The organism is Pseudoalteromonas sp. NZS37 (assembly GCF_015864265.1).
GTDB lineage: Bacteria > Pseudomonadota > Gammaproteobacteria > Enterobacterales > Alteromonadaceae > Pseudoalteromonas > Pseudoalteromonas arctica.
In genome coordinates this window covers 18,315-34,306 of the sequence record NZ_JADYXL010000002.1, presented here as the reverse complement: position 1 = coordinate 34,306, position 15,992 = coordinate 18,315, and the positions used below count along the sequence as shown (strand labels likewise).

The following is a 15,992-nucleotide window of genomic DNA, read 5'->3' as shown; positions in this document are numbered from 1 at the left end:
AGTTATTAATTGAGAATCAGCTGCTTATGCAGCTGATTTTTTTGGTTTAGCATCCGTTGATATATTTAACTTTGTTATGTCGGCGCTATCGAGTACGGATTGTGTGTCTGACCAATGTAGTAATTCAATTTTTCCATCTTGCTGCTCTACCAGCGCTGTACAGCTCTCAATCCAATCTCCATCGTTACAATACATAATTCCGTCACCTACTTTTATTTTGGGATGATGAATGTGTCCACAAATAATACCGTCTACGTTTTGCTTTTTAGCTTCATGAATTGCGGCATCTTCGAAGGCTTTAATTGCTTCACGTGCTTTGTGTACGCGAGCTTTTATCCATGATGCAAGCGAGTAGTAATTACCACCAAATAGCTTTCGAATACGATTGGTCCAGCGGTTTAAAAATAATAAAAAGTCGTATCCTGCATCGCCCGCGATACTAATAAGTTTGTTATAGCGTGTCGCGGAATCAAAATCATCACCGTGTACGAGTAAAAAACGTTTATTAGCTTTAGTGGTGTGAATAAACTGCTGGTGGATTTCAATACCAAATAACGTTTGATTTATATAGTTCCTAAACGTTTCGTCATGATTACCGGGTATATAAATGACGCGTGTACCGTTAACTGCTTTTTGTTGTATACAGCTCAATACTTGATAATGCGAAGGGTGCCAATAAAACTGTCTTTTCATTGACCATAAATCAATAATATCACCCACTAAATAAAGTGTGTCGGATTCTACCGAGTTTAAAAAATCGAGTAAGTAATCTGCTTTACAGTCTTTGTAACCTAAATGAACATCTGATATCCAAATAGTAGGGTAGTGTTGCTTCTTAGTGTTTGCGCCATTACTCATTTTCATTCCCTAAAGTATCGAGTGTAATAGTTAAATAACCAGAACTCTGGTTAAGAGATTTACTAAGGTATTGAATCATGGTGATATTTAAATTTATTTTCTCTAGCCAGAGATTTTCAGTGAAAACAAGGCGAATTTACGCGTCAATAGCGAGCCTATTGCAAGTAAATTCAACGCAGTTAGCGCTGAAAATAGCTGCTCGAGATAGATTTATTATCCAGAGTTCAGGTTAAATATTTTAGGGAATAAAAATGACAATTATACGACAGTAATACTAAAGCCAAATAACACACATAAAATTTAGGTATAAAAAAACCGCTTTTAAAAAGCGGTTTTAAAATTACTTATAAGTATTTTTAGCTTAACCTTTAACGGCTGCTTTAATTGCATCAATTGCTGTATCGATATCAATCATTAGCTTTTCACCTGTACGGCGGTTTTTAAGCTCAACTTTGTTTTCGTCAAGGTTACGCTCACCAATTACTAGCGTAAATGGCACACCAATGAGTTCCATATCGTTAAACATAACACCAGGGCGCTCTTTACGGTCATCAAATAACACATCAAGACCAGCATCTTTTAAACCTTGGTAAAGGTTATTTGCAATATCAGGAATACGATGCGATTTGTGCATGTTCATTGGAACAATTGCTAAATCGAATGGCGCGATTGATTTTGGCCAAATGATCCCGTATTGATCGTTGTTCTGCTCAATAGCAGCAGCAACAATACGTGAAACACCAATACCGTAACAACCCATAGTCATGGTTTGGTTTTTACCACCTTCGTTTAATACACCCGCTTTCATCGCTTCTGAGTATTTAGTGCCAAGTTGGAAAATATGACCTACTTCAATACCACGTTTAATTTGTAAAACGCCTTGGCCACATGGGCTCATATCGCCTTCAACAATATTACGAATATCAGCAACTTCGTAATCAGTTACGTCACGATCCCAGTTAATACCGCTGTAATGCTCGTCGTCTTTATTTGCACCGGCAACAAAATCAGCAAGTATGTTAGCTGCTCTATCAACAATAATAGGCATTGATAAGCCGACAGGACCTAATGAGCCAGGTTTTGCGCCAATAGCAGCAACAATATCTGCCTCTGTTGCCATTTCAAGCGGAGAGTCTACTAATGGGTGCTTTTCAGCTTTTAGTTCATTTAATTCGTGATCGCCACGCAGTACTAAGGCTACTAAACCGCGTACTTCGTTTTCATCAGGCGTACCATAAACAATTAACGTTTTAACACCGCGATGTGGCTTAACACCGTAGTGTTTTTTAAGCTCGTTAATCGTTTTAGCGTCAGGCGTTGGAAACGCTTTAAGCTCTTTTGATGCTTCAGGGCGAGGCTCGCTTGGTGCCAGTGCTTCTGCTTTTTCAATATTAGCGGCGTAATCACTGCCATCACTAAACGCGATTGCATCTTCGCCCGACTCAGCAAGTACATGAAACTCGTGCGATACGCTACCACCAATAGAGCCTGTATCGGCTATAACAGGGCGGTAATCAAGGCCTAAACGCTCAAAAATATTACAATATGCTTTGTGCATCGCTTGATAAGTCGCATCTAAACACTCTTCACTTAAGTGAAAAGAGTAGGCATCTTTCATTGTAAATTCACGAGCACGCATTACACCAAAACGAGGACGACGTTCGTCGCGTACTTTAGTTTGTACTTGGTATAAAGTAACTGGTAATTGCTTGTAGCTGCTTATTTCTTTACGTACGAAATCAGTTATTACTTCTTCGTGTGTTGGGCCAAGTGCAAATGTACGGTTATGACGGTCTGTAAAGCGCATAAGCTCAGGACCAAATTCATTCCAACGGCCAGACTCTTCCCACAAATCAGCAGGTTGAATAACAGGCATTAGCATTTCAATTGCACCCGCTTTGTCCATCTCTTCACGTACAATGTTTTCTACTTTACGTAGCACGCGTAAACCAGAGGGTAACCAAGTGTATAAACCCGAAGCGACGCGACGGATCATACCGGCTCTAAGCATTAACTGATGCGATACGATTTCAGCATCTGATGGCGTTTCTTTAAGTGTTGCGAGTATATATTGGCTTGTACGCATGTTTTTTCCGAAATAGAGTAATTATATTCTTTTAATAGAGCTTAAGTTTACCAGCGGATGCTTTTACACTAAAGCGCTAACTGAGTTATTTAGTTTTTTTCTATGCTTGTTACTACGTTATGCTCGCCATTGACTTGCCAGCGAATATTATAATTATACAGAGTCATACCATAGCTCTGCTCGCCGTCTTTTTGTTTTTTATATGCAGGGCGAGGATCTTGTTTTAAAACATTGGCAATAAAATCATGTAAATCTGGGTATTGTGTTTGCGCATTAACAAACTCAATTGCTTGAGGGCTAAATTCAACCGTCATTTGTGTTTCTGGGCGCGTGTCAGCAAATCCAGCACTTGCATCCGGCATAGAGTCTGAATACGGCAAATACGGTTTTATGTCAATAATCGGTGTGCCATCAAGTAAATCAATACCAGCGAGTAATAAGCTAAGTTGTCCGTTTTTATATTCAATACCTTCAAGTTTTACGGCGCTCATTCCAATTGCGTTTGGTCTGAATGTAGCGCGGGTCGCAAATACACCTTTTCGCTCATTGCCACCCAAACGAGGCGGGCGCACCATGGCAGAATAACCTTTATCGGCTGTTTCATGAAAACGAAATAATAACCAAATATGAGTAAATTCATCTAAACCACGTACAAACTCTTCGCGATTAAAATCGGGGGCAAATATAAGCTTTGCTTTAGCTTGTGGCACTAAACGTGGTTGCCTAGGTATAGCAAACTTTTGTTTATAAGGAGATTGAATGTGGCCAATAGCCGAAATGGTGTAATCGCTCATAGTACTCGGGTACAAATAAAATAGAGCGCTATTCTACCCGCATTTAGCATTTATGGCATTAATGTAAGCAAGTTTATTGCGTATACCAATTTTATTAAAAATATGATTATTCTACTGCATTAAATAGCGCACTTACTTTGTTAGGAATTATTCATAGCTGACTGCATGGATGCAGGAGGTAGAGCAATGCAGGGAGCAATTTGTGATAACAACTATATATTATAATTTTGCCTTGTTATTGCGCTATTTTCTTAGTGCTATAATAGAATACTTATTTAATGCACTTGGCATTATAGACCAAACGGTTTAAAATTTTTTATTAGACTGATTGGTTTATATTAATATATTTAAAGAGGGCCTAAAACAAAAAAGGTAAGCCCTAAGGCTTACCCTTTATACATGCTAAAAACTAATTAAAACATGTATTGAACTGATACAGACGCTACATCCATATCTGGGTCAATATCGTCATCAAGTTTATAGCGTTCGTACTCTAAACGAAACTGTACATTTGTTGTAAGCGCGTATTCAATACCAGCGCCGTAAAATGCATCACCACCATCTGTAGACGCTGATACGCCACCTACTGGTAAATCTTGTGTGTAATCTGCATCCCATTCAAGCCAACCGCCTTTTGCATACACAGAAAAGCTTTCTGTTATAGGGTAGCCCAAACGTGCGGCAAGCGATACGCCATCAATTTCAGCTTTGCTGTCTATATCACTTACTTCATCAAAGTTTTGATAAGCAAGCTCTAAGCTTAAGTACTCGTTAAATTGTGCACCAACGTAACCCTTAAGCATTTGTGCATCGTCGTCAAAGTCAGTGTCGTTGTCACTGTCTTCAAATTCAAAAGAATATTGACCGTAACCGATACCAGTATAAATACGTGGAGAATCGAAATCAGAAATGTCAGCGTGTGCTGCAGAGTTAAACCCCAGTGTTGCTAGTGCAATAGCTGAAAGAGAAAGTGTTTTAATCATTGAATAGCTCCTTTACAAAAAATAATCAAATGCTTGATTTCATTAATCAAACTTCAATTATCTACTTGCAGCGAGCGTGCCAATATTAAAATGGATTAAAAACACGCCTTAATTAATTCTTTTGTATTGGTTTTTACGGTGTTTAGCGTGTTTTATAATCAAAGTGAACTTTTGTGTAATTGTGTACTCTAAAATAAGTTGTATGTTTTACAAAGTATAATGAGTTTTTTACATAGCCTGACTTTATTTAAACTAGTAATTACACTGTATGAAGTAAGTTTTCTGTTTCAATTGCTATTTCTTTCATTTTTATAGCGTAATTTTCTAATTTAATATCTTCTTCTGTTACAGCTTTAAAAGAAGGCACTTCTATAGGGTAGCCCGTTTCATCCATTGCAATAAAGCTGATAACACAATGATTTGTTTCAACCATATTTTGTGTTTTTGGATCGCCACAACGCACTTGTATAAATATTTGCATGCTACTTCTACCCGTATGGGCAATTTTAGCTTCTACTTCGACTATTTGACCCACTAAAATTGGGCGTCTAAATTTAACACCCGCAACCGAAACCGTTACGCAGTAGTGACCACTCCAACCCGCAGCACATGCATAGCCTGCTTGGTCAATCCATTTCATGACGGCCCCACCATGAACTTTACCACCAAAATTAACATCGGTAGGCTCTGCTAAAAAACGAAAAACAACTTTTGACGACGGCATAGATAACACTCTTATTATTAAAACTACTATTAGCATAACGTAAAAAAGGGGCCGAAGCCCCTGCAATTTAGGATATGTTTATAATTTATATGTAAAAAAAGTGACTATATGTGTATATAACGCATAATTTAGTTACATATTTGGGTAGTTTGGCCCACCAGCACCTTCTGGAGTTACCCAGGTAATGTTTTGGCTTGGGTCTTTAATATCGCAGGTTTTACAATGCACACAGTTTTGAGCGTTAATAACAAACTCTTTATTGCCTGCTATTTCTTGTACTTCGTAAACGCCTGCTGGGCAATAACGCTGTGCGGGTTCATCAAATTTAACTAGATTTACGTTAATAGGAATTGACGCATCTTTGAGCTTTAAATGACAAGGCTGTGATTCTTCGTGGTTAGTATTTGATAAAAACACACTTGAGAGTTTATCAAAGCTAAGCTGCCCATCTGGTTTTGGGTACGCTATTTTGTCAGCGGCGTTAGCATCAACAAGGGTTGAATGATCGGGCGTATTATCTTTAAACGTAAATGGTAAACCACCATTAAAAATGTTTTGATCAAGCGTGTTATACGCACCACCTATAAATTTACCTAATTTGTGCATAGCAGGGCCAAAGTTACGAGATTGATATAACTCTTTATATGCCCAAGATTGCTCAAACGCAGTTTGATAATGAGCTAAATCGGTATTTGCCAACTCATTTTGCAATGCTTCAAAAATAACCTCAGCGGCAATCATTCCTGATTTCATTGCGGTGTGATTACCTTTAATTTTTGCAAAATTAAGTGTGCCTGCATCGCACCCTATAATTAAGCCACCAGCAAAATGCATTTTTGGTAATGAATGTAAACCGCCCTTAGCAATAGCACGCGCACCGTAAGCAATGCGTTCTGCGCCTTCAAGTACGTTTTTAAATACTGGATGGTGCTTCATACGCTGAAACTCATCGAACGGGCTTAAATGTGGGTTTGAGTAATTTAAGTCAACAATTAAACCTACAACGACTTGGTTGTTTTCACTGTGATACATAAATGCACCACCATTAGTATCGCCGCTAAGTGGCCAACCTGTACCATGAACAACTTTGCCAAGCTCATGCTTACTTTCATCAATTTGCCAAATTTCTTTAAAGCCTAAACCGTAATGCTGCGGCGATGAATCTGCATCAAGTGCAAACTCATTAATTAGCTGCTTACCTAAATGACCTCGGCAGCCTTCTGCAAATATAGTGTATTTTGCACGAAGCTCCATGCCAGGCATGTAACCGTCTTTTTCATTACCGTCTTTGTCGACACCCATATCGCCAGTAATAATGCCTTTTACTGCTTTATCTTCAATTATTAAAGAGTGTGCGCTAAATCCTGGAAAAATCTCTACGCCTAAGCTTTCAGCTTGCTCTGCTAGCCATCGACATACATTACCCATAGATACAATGTAGTTACCGTCATTATGAAATGTTTTTGGCGTAGCAAAGTGGGGGATTGATGTCGCTTTTTGCTCGTTATTAAACCAATAAATTTCATCGTTAGTTACTTTGGTTGTAACCGGTGCACCAAGCTCTTGCCAATTTGGTAGTAGCTCATCCAAAGCTTTGGTTTCAAAAACAGCACCAGAGAGTACATGCGCACCTACTTCGGAACCTTTTTCGACTACGCAAATCATGCACTCTTGTTGTTTTTCTTGTGCTAATTGCGCGAGTTTAATTGCACTTGAAAGCCCCGCAGGGCCTGCGCCAACAATTACTACATCAAATTCCATGGTTTCACGTTCGACCATAATAACCTCTTTATATATGACGGACTTATTCGAATGTTTACTACGCATTTAAATAAGGTGTACAGCCTATTTTTAACCTTGCAAATTAAACGTTACAGACTGTGAATAGTTAAAGGTTATTTTAGGTTGACGTTTACGTCAACAGGAAGTAGTCTAATTTCATAAAATAAATAGGTTGACGTGCACGTTACCTTGTAGGTTTAAATAATTATGGAGTTCCTATGAAAGTTCTCGTACCAATAAAAAGAGTGATTGATTACAACGTAAAAGCACGCGTTAAAAGTGATAACAGCGACGTTGATTTAACCAACGTAAAAATGGCAATGAATCCGTTTTGTGAAATTGCCATAGAAGAAGCCGTTCGCCTTAAAGAAGCCGGTACAGCCAGTGAAGTTGTTGCTGTTACTATTGGTCCTAAAGCATCGCAAGAGCAATTGCGCACAGCATTAGCACTGGGTGCCGACAAAGCCATTCACATCGAAACCGATGAAAAGCTCGAGTCACTCCATATTGCAAAGCTACTCGCTAAAATTGTAGAGCAAGAAACGCCTGAACTTGTAATTTTAGGTAAACAGTCAATCGATTCAGATAATAACCAGACAGGTCAAATGCTAGCGGCTTTAACTAAACGTGGCCAAGGCACATTTGCATCCAAGGTTGTTATTGAAAATGGCAAAGTAAACGTGACCCGCGAAGTTGATGGGGGCCTGCAAACGGTAGCACTTAACTTACCAGCGGTTGTTACAACTGATTTACGCTTAAACGAGCCTCGTTACGCATCACTGCCAAATATTATGAAAGCCAAACGTAAGCCGCTTGAAGTAATAGCAGCTGATTCGCTTGGTGTTGATTTAACACCGCGTATTCAATTAATAAGTGTAGAAGAGCCAGCTAAACGTACCGCAGGAATTATTGTTGAAGACGTTGCACAGCTTGTAGAAAAATTAAAAACAGAGGCAAAGGTGATTTAAATGAAAACACTCGTAATTGCAGAGCACGACAACGGTGCCTTAAAACCAGAAACCTCAAAAACTATTAACGCTGCAGTAAAAATGGGTTTTCCTGTTGATGTGCTTATTGCAGGGAACAGCCTAAGCGCAATGAGCTCACAAGTGGCCAGCATTGATGGCGTAGCTAATGTTTTAGTTGCCGATAATAGCGTTTATGAACATCAGTTAGCTGAGAGCATGACCGATTTAGTTTTATCGCTTAGCGACAACTACAGCCACATTGTTGCAAGTGCAACGACAACAGGTAAAAACTTTATGCCACGTGTTGCTGCGTTATTAGATGTTGCGCAAATTTCTGAAATTATCGCAGTAGTGGACGCCGATACATTTAAACGTCCAATTTATGCAGGTAATGCAATCGCAACGGTTAAATCACTCGACAGTAAAAAAGTAATTACCGTACGTGCCAGTAGCTTTGATTTACAAGGCGAGCAATCAGCAGCGGCTATAACAAGCATTGATACAGTGTCTGATTCGCAATTAAGTAGCTTTGTAAGTGTTGAACAAACAGAGTCTGAACGACCTGAACTTACGGCTGCCACTGTCGTTATATCGGGTGGTCGCGGTATGCAAAACGGTGAAAACTTTGCACTACTTAATGGTATTGCCGATAAACTCGGTGCTGCGATTGGTGCGTCGCGCGCAGCGGTTGATGCAGGCTTTGTACCTAACGACATGCAAGTAGGCCAAACAGGTAAAATTGTAGCGCCTAATTTATACATTGCAGTAGGGATTAGCGGTGCTATTCAGCATTTAGCCGGTATGAAAGACTCAAAAGTAATTGTCGCGATTAATAAAGACCCCGATGCACCTATTTTTCAAGTTGCAGATTACGGACTAGTGGCTGATTTGTTTGAAGTACTGCCACAGTTAGAGAGTGCTTTATAGCGCTTAATTAAGCAAAATTTATTCTGGTTGAAAGCCGTGGTGCTCTTTGAGTGCTGCGGCTTTTTTATTCGGTAAATTAAAGACACAAAAAAACCAGCCAATTGGCTGGTTTTTAGTATTTATAAACGGCTAACTTAGTATTAGTAAGTTGCGCTGCCTTTAGTACGAGGGAAGGCAATAACGTCACGTACGTTGCCCATACCTGTTACATAAGCAACTAAGCGTTCAAAGCCCAAACCAAAGCCTGAGTGCGGCACGCTACCGTATTTACGTAAATCGCGGTACCAGCTGTAATCTTCTTTGTTTAAGCCCATTTCTTCTAAGCGTGCATCAAGTACATCAAGGCGTTCTTCACGTTGTGAACCACCAATGATCTCACCAATACCTGGTGCTACAATGTCCATTGCGGCAACGGTTTTACCGTCTTCGTTTTGGCGCATGTAGAATGCTTTAATGTCACGTGGGTAGTTTTTAATAACTACCGGTGCTTTAAAGTGTTCTTCAGCTAAGTAACGCTCGTGCTCAGATTGTAAATCTACACCCCATTCAACAGCGTACTCAAACTTTTTACCACAGTTTTTAAGGATCTCTACTGCTTCAGTGTAATTTACTTGCGCGAAGTCTTTTTCTACAAATTCTTCTAAACGCGTAATTGCGGTTTTTTCTACACGTTGTGCAAAAAATTCCATGTCATCACGGCGCTCTTCAAGTACGGCTTTAAACACATACTTAAGCATATTTTCAGCAAGTTTTGCGATGTCTTCTAAATCAGCAAACGCAACTTCAGGCTCTACCATCCAAAACTCTGCAAGGTGGCGAGATGTATTTGAATTTTCTGCACGGAATGTTGGGCCAAACGTGTAAATTTTTGACATTGCAGACGCGTAAGTTTCGCCGTTTAACTGGCCAGATACAGTAAGGAATGCTTCTTTACCGAAGAAATCTTCGCTGTAATCAACTTCGCCTTTATCTGTAAGCGGTAAGTTTTGCATATCAAGCGTAGACACACGGAACATTTCGCCAGCACCTTCACAGTCACTTGCCGTAATAATTGGCGTGCTGATCCAGTAAAAGCCTTGCTCGTGGTAAAAACGGTGAATAGCTTGTGCTAAACAGTTACGTACACGAGTTACCGCGCCAATCATATTTGTACGAGGGCGAAGGTGAGCGTGCTCACGTAAGTACTCAATGCTGTGGCGCTTTGCCGACATTGGGTATGAATCTGGGTTTTCTACCCAACCTAACACAGTCACAGTGTTAGCTTGAATTTCGAAAGACTGACCTTGGCCAGCAGATTGCACTAAAACACCAGTAACTGATACAGAACAACCGGCTGTTAAGCTAGTAACTTCATCATAATTATTCAGTGAATTAGGAACTACCGCTTGAATAGGATCAAAACACGAACCGTCATGAACGGCTAAAAATGAAATTCCTGCTTTTGAATCGCGGCGAGTACGGATCCAGCCCTTAATTGTTACTTGGCTGTCTACCGCAACATTGCCTTTTAATAGCTCTGAAATCGCTAAATGGCTCATCTTCACTCCAATGATATAAGTTGCCTAACTATTTTATTTTAACTGTGCGCAGCCTCGGGCATAAATTGCACATAAACGGCGCTGCACTTGAACCCTGTATCTTACCTAGTAAAGTTGAATAAAAAAACTATTGTGGGCAACTCTTTAAAAGTTTTTATGCATGCGGTTTATTTTTAAACAGTTTTTAGAGTTTAATTGCTACTATTATGATTTGTTGCTCTTAAATTTAATGATTTTGTGGCATTATTAACAAACAAATCAAATTAATATTTATTCACACTTAAAAAATCGATGCTATGAAACAAGTTTTTATTTTACGAGGACTACCAGGAAGCGGTAAGTCTTACTACGCGCAAAGCCTTGCTGACGAATTAGGTGGAGTTGACGAAAGCCAATACCTAATCTGCTCAACTGATGATTACTTTATTAATGAGCAGGGCGAATATCATTTCGATAAATTTAAATTGTCGCAATTTCATAATTTAAATTTAGCGCGCTTTATAAATGCACTTGCTCAAGGTATGCCATTGGTAATTGTAGATAACACCAATATTAAAAAGTGGGAATTTATAGCTTACACTCAAGCTGCTGTTGCTTTAGGTTATCAAGTAAAAGAAGTGATAGTGGGTGAAGTGAAAGACAAATCAATGCAGCACTTATATGCTAAACGTAACTCGCATAATGTGCCGCTTAAAACCATAAGCAAAATGGCCTACATGTTTGAGTGGTAGTGCTTCGAATTTAGTTAGTAACATACATAGTAATACCTATTAAAAAGCCCATATATATGGGCTTTTTGGTTTATGTAAGTAAAAAAGTAGTTAAGCTTCTTGTTTATAAACCGCTAGTGGGTGCGAGGTACTTAGTGATACATGCACTTCGTCGCCAGGGTTTACCACAACTTCATGGCTTACTCGACTAGTTACAACAGTAGAGCACGCAAGTTTTACAGCGCACAAGCGGCTGCCACCTTCAAAACGTACCCAAATTACTTCGCCGTTATTGCCAACACTGCTTTGTACAAGTAACACATCGTCTGGTCGAAGTAGTACATCAACGTCGCCACTTTCACAGTCAACGCCATGAGCTGGCGCATTACCAATTGAGGTAGTGGCTTGTCCTTGGCTAAATTGGCCGCTAATAAAGCTGGCTTCACCTAAAAAGCGTGCCACAAAGCGATTATTTGGGGTACTAAAGCAGCGCTCGGGTGTATCGATTTGCTGAATTTTACCGCCTTTAAGCACACCAACACGATCGCCAACTGAGAGTGCTTCTTCTTGGTCGTGTGTTACCCAAATCGCCGGTACGCCAGCTGCTTTAAGTGCGTTTCTAATATCCCAACGAAGCATGTCTTTAAGGGCGGCATCTAAGTTTGAAAGCGGCTCATCAAGCAATACAAAATCAGGTTGGTGGGCAAGGGTGCGCGCAAGTGCAACACGTTGCTTTTGTCCGCCAGAAAGCGTTGCTGGTTTTTTATCTCTAAAATCGCTCAGTCCAAGTAGGTTTATCCAATACTCAGCAGGGGCTGTATCTTTTAATCTAAAGCAAATGTTTTGCTGTACGGTTAAGTGCGGAAATAACGCAAAATCTTGAAAAACCATACCTACACTGCGTTTTTCAGGAGGTATTGTTAATTTGGGTGTAGCGCGCCATTTACCTGTGTTTATTTCGCCTTCGCTAATAGGTATAAGGCCAGCAAGGGCTTGTAAAATTGTACTTTTACCACAACCTGTTGGCCCTACAAGCATAAGGATTTCGTTTTCACCCAGCGATAAGTTTAAATCGCTTACTACGCGGTTACTGCCATAATCTATAGACAACTGACTTACAGATAGCATTGTTTCTTAAATCCTTAATGTTCAAACTGGTTGCGTTTTTCGCCAGACATCATAATAGCTAACCCGCAGGCAGATATCACTACTAACAATAATCCAGGAATAGCAGCGCGACCAAAATAGCCCGCTTCGTATACACGCCATAAATATGTAGAGAGGGTTTCAAACCCTGTTGGGCCAAGTAGTAGTGTGGCTTCGAGTTCGCGCATTGACTCTAAAAACACCAGTGCTGCACCGGCAATAATACCGCGCATAGTTAAAGGCAGTGTTATACGAGTAAATACTTCACGTGGGCTTGCCCCTAATACGCGCGCAGACTTTACTAAGCTTGGATCTAAGTGTTCGGTGCTTGTTCTAACAGAGCCCACAGCAAGTGGTAAAAATCGCAGCATATAAGCAATAATAAGCAATCCCAGTGTTTGATATAAAAACGGTAACTGCAAACCACCGTAAACAAGCGCTGTGCCCATTACTATACCCGGAATACCAAAACCAAAGTAAGTAACACGCTCCATTATACGACCCGCTTTTCCACTCAGTGCGGCATGTGCAACGGGGATCGCAACGATAACGGCTACAATTGCCGCAATACCCGATGCATACGTAGAGTTCCACGCAATATTAAAATCAAATGAGCTAAAACCATCACGAGCTAACCAAAGCGAAAATATAGCCAAAGGCAAGCCAATAGCGAGTAGTAAAACAGGTGCAAACGTAATAAATATTGCACTTAACTGTAGTCTGCTTGGGAATAAAATTAACGGGCGACCTTGGCGCTCAGGGGCTGTTTTTATTTGTGATTCAACTAAAAGTAAAAAGCCAACAATAACCATGAGTTGAAGTGAAAGCATGGCTGCGCGCCCTAACGCAAAAGCGTTGTATTCAACGTAAATTACGCGGGTAAACGTATCTAAGCGCATCATTGCGGGCGTGCCAAAGTCTGATAACGTATAAAGCGCTACTAACAAAGAGCCTGCTGCAATACCGTTAACTACGCGCGGTAATATAACTTTAAATATACTTTGCGTCATCGACATACCTAGCGTTCGTGCAGCATTAACCATGCTCGCGTCAAGGCTCAGTAGGGATGAGCGAGTTGTCATCATTACAAACGGGAAAGTATAAAGCGTCATCACAATGGCGGCACCTGTTAGGCCATACATTGATGGTGTTTCTATTCCTGTTAAGGTGTTTATTTCGCCACCGGGGCCAAAAGCAGCATAAAGTGTAAACGCGCCAATATAACTGGGGATTGCCAGCGGCGCCGCAAATACAACCAGCCAGAGTTTTTTAAATGGCAAATGCACATACGCGCTAATAAACGCCAGTGGCACACCAATTAAAATAGATCCGAGTACCGTTAAACCCATTAACGATAACGTGTTACCTAAAATCTGAAGATTGTGGGTGTCAAACACTGAGCTTGCATCGCTTGCAAGCACTATTAATACATAAACAGGGGTAAGCGCAACAAGCGCTGCAAGCAGCGCCATTGGATAAGAGGCAGGTATTCTCATTACAATACGCCGCTGCTACGCATCAAATCTATAGTAGGGCGTAAATCAGCAAGCTGTGTTAAATCTACTTTAGGTGGAGAAATATTAGCAAGTGATGGTAAACCCTCAGGTTGGGTAATACCATTTACTAACGGAATTTCGTACGCTTCACTGGCTAAGTAACCTTGTACTTCTTTACTAAGTAAGTAACGCATAAAGTTAGTAGCAAGCGGATCGTCGTTAAGGGCTAATACACCCGATGCATTAACTAAACAGCCCGCATCATTTTGTGTAAATGCTAAATCAAGCTTGGCATCAGGCTTGCCTGATTTTAAACGCAATGTGTAATAATGATTAGCAAAACCAATATCAACTTCACCGCGTTCAACGCCCATAACAACACCTAATTCACCAGCGTATGTTTTAGCACGTTTTTTAATCTTTTTAAGCCACTTAGCAGTTTTGTCGTCGCCTTCTAAAATTCGCATTGCGGTTACAAATGATTGAAAAGAAGCGTAGGCGGGCGCCCAACCAATACTTAAATCGCTGTCGGCAATTTCCATAATACTTGTTGGAATTTGATCTTTGGTCAAACGCGACGTGTTATATGGCAATGTACGAATACGGCCAGTTACTGGTGCCCACTCTTTATATCTAAATTGTGGTTGTAACTGAGCAGATAAATCACTAGGGATAGGTTGTGCAAGGCCTGCATCGGTTACTAAACCAATTGCGCCTGAGTCAACCGCCCAAAATAAATCAGCGCGGCGAACGCCGGCTTTAGCTTCTGCAACAATGGTATTTGCTAAAGCAGCAGTAGGACCTCGTCGTATACCGAGTTTAAAGTCTGGATTTTTTTTCTGGATTGCTTGTAATACATTTTCATACAAACCACCTTCGCCTCGGCCTAAATAAAGGGTTAACTCACCTTTAAGCTTTGGTAAATCATCAACAGAAACAGGGTTTGCTATATCAGCGGCTAGCGCACGAGAAAGAGGTAGTGGCAATGAGCCAACCACCCCTAACGCAGCTAGGCCTTGAATAAAGGTCCTACGCTTCACTTAAAATACATCCTTACGGGCTTTTTCTGCTTTTTCTATAAGCGTTTTAGCGCGGTCTAATTTTGTTTGCATATCACTGATCACATCGCGTACTTCATCTACGCTTTTGCTGTTTTTAATTGCTAGTGGCAGTGTTACGTTAAAGTCTTTTTCCAGCACTTCAACTAGGTTAGCGTCTTGCTCAATAAGTGTACCTTCAACGCCTTCAAACAGGTGTAGGTAAGTGTCATGAACAATTTCAGTTGCTTCGTCTTGTAAACGCTCAGCAAATTTAGCTACTACACGGTCTAATTTGTGCTTAATTTCATCAATTGTGGCACTTTGTGTCATTTCTTTTGTAGCGGTTGCTTTTACAGTGTCTAACAAGCCTTTTTGCTGGAATTTTGCAGCAAGCTTAACAGCCCCAAGGCCTTGCCACAAGGCTATGTTCATCGCTTTTTGCTGTTTACGAACTTCCTCAGCAGGCTGTTTATTATCAATGGCCATTTTTACGCCATAAAGACCCTGCCAAATAGAAGCGTATACCGGTACAAAGTTAGTTTCTATTGCGCTGTGAAACTTAACTGATTCCCAATATTCAATTAAATCATCAGTTTTTACAGATTTTGCGCCTTTAGTATCGTAGTCGCTTACCATGGTATCAACTTTGCCTACCATCCATTCTACTTCTTCTGCATAACTTTTAAGGTTAGCTTGAAGATGATTAACATGCTCGCCAATAGGGCCGTTAGCTAATACTGGTTGAGCCATAAACGCCGAGGCTAGTAAAAGGCTTGCACCTAAAGTTTTGGCTGGTTTAAATAGTAATTTCATAGCAAAGAAGTCCAAAAGGTAATTGTAAATGATAGCCATTATCATATAGTTTATGCTTAACGAGATCAATAACCACAAACTCGCTTAATAGATAAAAACACTAAATGTAGCGGTAGGTTACAGTAAA

General features: G+C 40.3%; 14 protein-coding genes. 3 read left to right on the top strand and 11 right to left on the bottom strand.

Translation table 11 applies throughout. The annotated features are described in order from the left end of the window. Positions 1-24 precede the first annotated feature (24 nt). The 6 genes from I6F47_RS03605 to I6F47_RS03580 all read right to left on the bottom strand — a co-directional run bounded on the left by I6F47_RS03605 (position 25) and on the right by I6F47_RS03580 (position 7,224). Positions 25-858: a UDP-2,3-diacylglucosamine diphosphatase gene (locus I6F47_RS03605; RefSeq protein ID WP_197183343.1), complete on the bottom strand. Its 834-nt coding sequence runs from the start codon at positions 856-858 to the stop codon at positions 25-27. Between the two features lie 361 nt (positions 859-1,219). Beyond that, on the bottom strand, positions 1,220-2,944 hold the full coding sequence (locus tag I6F47_RS03600; RefSeq protein ID WP_024589214.1) for a proline--tRNA ligase: 1,725 nt from the start codon (positions 2,942-2,944) through the stop codon (positions 1,220-1,222). A gap of 89 nt (positions 2,945-3,033) precedes the next feature. Beyond that, positions 3,034-3,738, bottom strand: a complete 705-nt coding sequence (gene tsaA, locus I6F47_RS03595) for a tRNA (N6-threonylcarbamoyladenosine(37)-N6)-methyltransferase TrmO (protein WP_007586811.1) — start codon at positions 3,736-3,738, stop codon at positions 3,034-3,036. A 413-nt stretch (positions 3,739-4,151) separates the two neighbouring features. Continuing rightward, complete coding sequence (locus tag I6F47_RS03590; protein WP_007586810.1) at positions 4,152-4,721, bottom strand: outer membrane beta-barrel protein; 570 nt, start codon at positions 4,719-4,721, stop codon at positions 4,152-4,154. A gap of 259 nt (positions 4,722-4,980) precedes the next feature. Further along, positions 4,981-5,445 carry an acyl-CoA thioesterase gene (locus tag I6F47_RS03585; RefSeq protein ID WP_007586808.1) on the bottom strand — a complete coding sequence of 155 codons (465 nt, stop codon included), beginning with the start codon at positions 5,443-5,445 and terminating at the stop codon, positions 4,981-4,983. 132 nt (positions 5,446-5,577) lie between these two features. Further along, positions 5,578-7,224, bottom strand: a complete 1,647-nt coding sequence (locus tag I6F47_RS03580; protein WP_197183342.1) for an electron transfer flavoprotein-ubiquinone oxidoreductase — start codon at positions 7,222-7,224, stop codon at positions 5,578-5,580. 221 nt (positions 7,225-7,445) lie between these two features. Here I6F47_RS03580 and I6F47_RS03575 point away from each other — a divergent pair, with 221 nt between their 5' ends. Both I6F47_RS03575 and I6F47_RS03570 read left to right on the top strand, forming a co-directional pair. Then, entirely contained in the window at positions 7,446-8,195 is a 750-nt protein-coding gene (locus I6F47_RS03575; RefSeq protein ID WP_197183341.1) for an electron transfer flavoprotein subunit beta/FixA family protein, read from the top strand. Further along, positions 8,196-9,122 carry an electron transfer flavoprotein subunit alpha/FixB family protein gene (locus I6F47_RS03570; protein ID WP_166376864.1) on the top strand — a complete coding sequence of 309 codons (927 nt, stop codon included), beginning with the start codon at positions 8,196-8,198 and terminating at the stop codon, positions 9,120-9,122. A gap of 140 nt (positions 9,123-9,262) precedes the next feature. Here the strand turns inward: I6F47_RS03570 and asnS are convergent, their stop codons facing one another. Further along, entirely contained in the window at positions 9,263-10,660 is a 1,398-nt protein-coding gene (asnS, locus tag I6F47_RS03565; protein WP_024612616.1) for an asparagine--tRNA ligase, read from the bottom strand. A gap of 296 nt (positions 10,661-10,956) precedes the next feature. On the opposite strand from asnS, the gene I6F47_RS03560 reads away from it, so the two are divergent. Next, complete coding sequence (locus I6F47_RS03560) at positions 10,957-11,391, top strand: ATP-binding protein (RefSeq protein ID WP_007586798.1); 435 nt, start codon at positions 10,957-10,959, stop codon at positions 11,389-11,391. Positions 11,392-11,481: 90 nt separating this feature from the next. Here the strand turns inward: I6F47_RS03560 and I6F47_RS03555 are convergent, their stop codons facing one another. Genes I6F47_RS03555 through I6F47_RS03540 form a run of 4 tightly spaced genes read right to left on the bottom strand, consistent with a single transcriptional unit; the run spans position 11,482 to position 15,865 of the window. Beyond that, on the bottom strand, positions 11,482-12,498 hold the full coding sequence (locus tag I6F47_RS03555; RefSeq protein ID WP_101216640.1) for an ABC transporter ATP-binding protein: 1,017 nt from the start codon (positions 12,496-12,498) through the stop codon (positions 11,482-11,484). A gap of 14 nt (positions 12,499-12,512) precedes the next feature. Next, positions 12,513-14,012, bottom strand: a complete 1,500-nt coding sequence (locus I6F47_RS03550; RefSeq protein WP_007586792.1) for an ABC transporter permease — start codon at positions 14,010-14,012, stop codon at positions 12,513-12,515. Beyond that, positions 14,012-15,052 (bottom strand): extracellular solute-binding protein, encoded by a 1,041-nt coding sequence (locus I6F47_RS03545; RefSeq protein WP_197159436.1) that lies wholly within the window; start codon positions 15,050-15,052, stop codon positions 14,012-14,014. Before I6F47_RS03545 ends, I6F47_RS03550 begins: the two co-directional genes overlap by 1 nt. After that, positions 15,053-15,865 carry a hypothetical protein gene (locus I6F47_RS03540; protein ID WP_024599542.1) on the bottom strand — a complete coding sequence of 271 codons (813 nt, stop codon included), beginning with the start codon at positions 15,863-15,865 and terminating at the stop codon, positions 15,053-15,055. Positions 15,866-15,992 lie beyond the last annotated feature (127 nt).

Excerpts from the sequence above, each read along its gene's own strand:
- I6F47_RS03555 (WP_101216640.1), bottom strand. The coding sequence starts at position 12,498 with ATGCTATCTGTAAGTCAGTTGTCTATAGATTATGGCAGTAACCGCGTA.
- I6F47_RS03540 (WP_024599542.1), bottom strand. The coding sequence starts at position 15,865 with ATGAAATTACTATTTAAACCAGCCAAAACTTTAGGTGCAAGCCTTTTA.
- I6F47_RS03560 (WP_007586798.1), top strand. The coding sequence starts at position 10,957 with ATGAAACAAGTTTTTATTTTACGAGGACTACCAGGAAGCGGTAAGTCT.
- I6F47_RS03550 (WP_007586792.1), bottom strand. The coding sequence starts at position 14,012 with ATGAGAATACCTGCCTCTTATCCAATGGCGCTGCTTGCAGCGCTTGTT.
- I6F47_RS03590 (WP_007586810.1), bottom strand. The coding sequence starts at position 4,721 with ATGATTAAAACACTTTCTCTTTCAGCTATTGCACTAGCAACACTGGGG.
- I6F47_RS03570 (WP_166376864.1), top strand. The coding sequence starts at position 8,196 with ATGAAAACACTCGTAATTGCAGAGCACGACAACGGTGCCTTAAAACCA.
- I6F47_RS03605 (WP_197183343.1), bottom strand. The coding sequence starts at position 858 with ATGAGTAATGGCGCAAACACTAAGAAGCAACACTACCCTACTATTTGG.
- I6F47_RS03600 (WP_024589214.1), bottom strand. The coding sequence starts at position 2,944 with ATGCGTACAAGCCAATATATACTCGCAACACTTAAAGAAACGCCATCA.
- I6F47_RS03585 (WP_007586808.1), bottom strand. The coding sequence starts at position 5,445 with ATGCCGTCGTCAAAAGTTGTTTTTCGTTTTTTAGCAGAGCCTACCGAT.
- I6F47_RS03580 (WP_197183342.1), bottom strand. The coding sequence starts at position 7,224 with ATGGTCGAACGTGAAACCATGGAATTTGATGTAGTAATTGTTGGCGCA.
- tsaA (WP_007586811.1), bottom strand. The coding sequence starts at position 3,738 with ATGAGCGATTACACCATTTCGGCTATTGGCCACATTCAATCTCCTTAT.
- I6F47_RS03575 (WP_197183341.1), top strand. The coding sequence starts at position 7,446 with ATGAAAGTTCTCGTACCAATAAAAAGAGTGATTGATTACAACGTAAAA.
- asnS (WP_024612616.1), bottom strand. The coding sequence starts at position 10,660 with ATGAGCCATTTAGCGATTTCAGAGCTATTAAAAGGCAATGTTGCGGTA.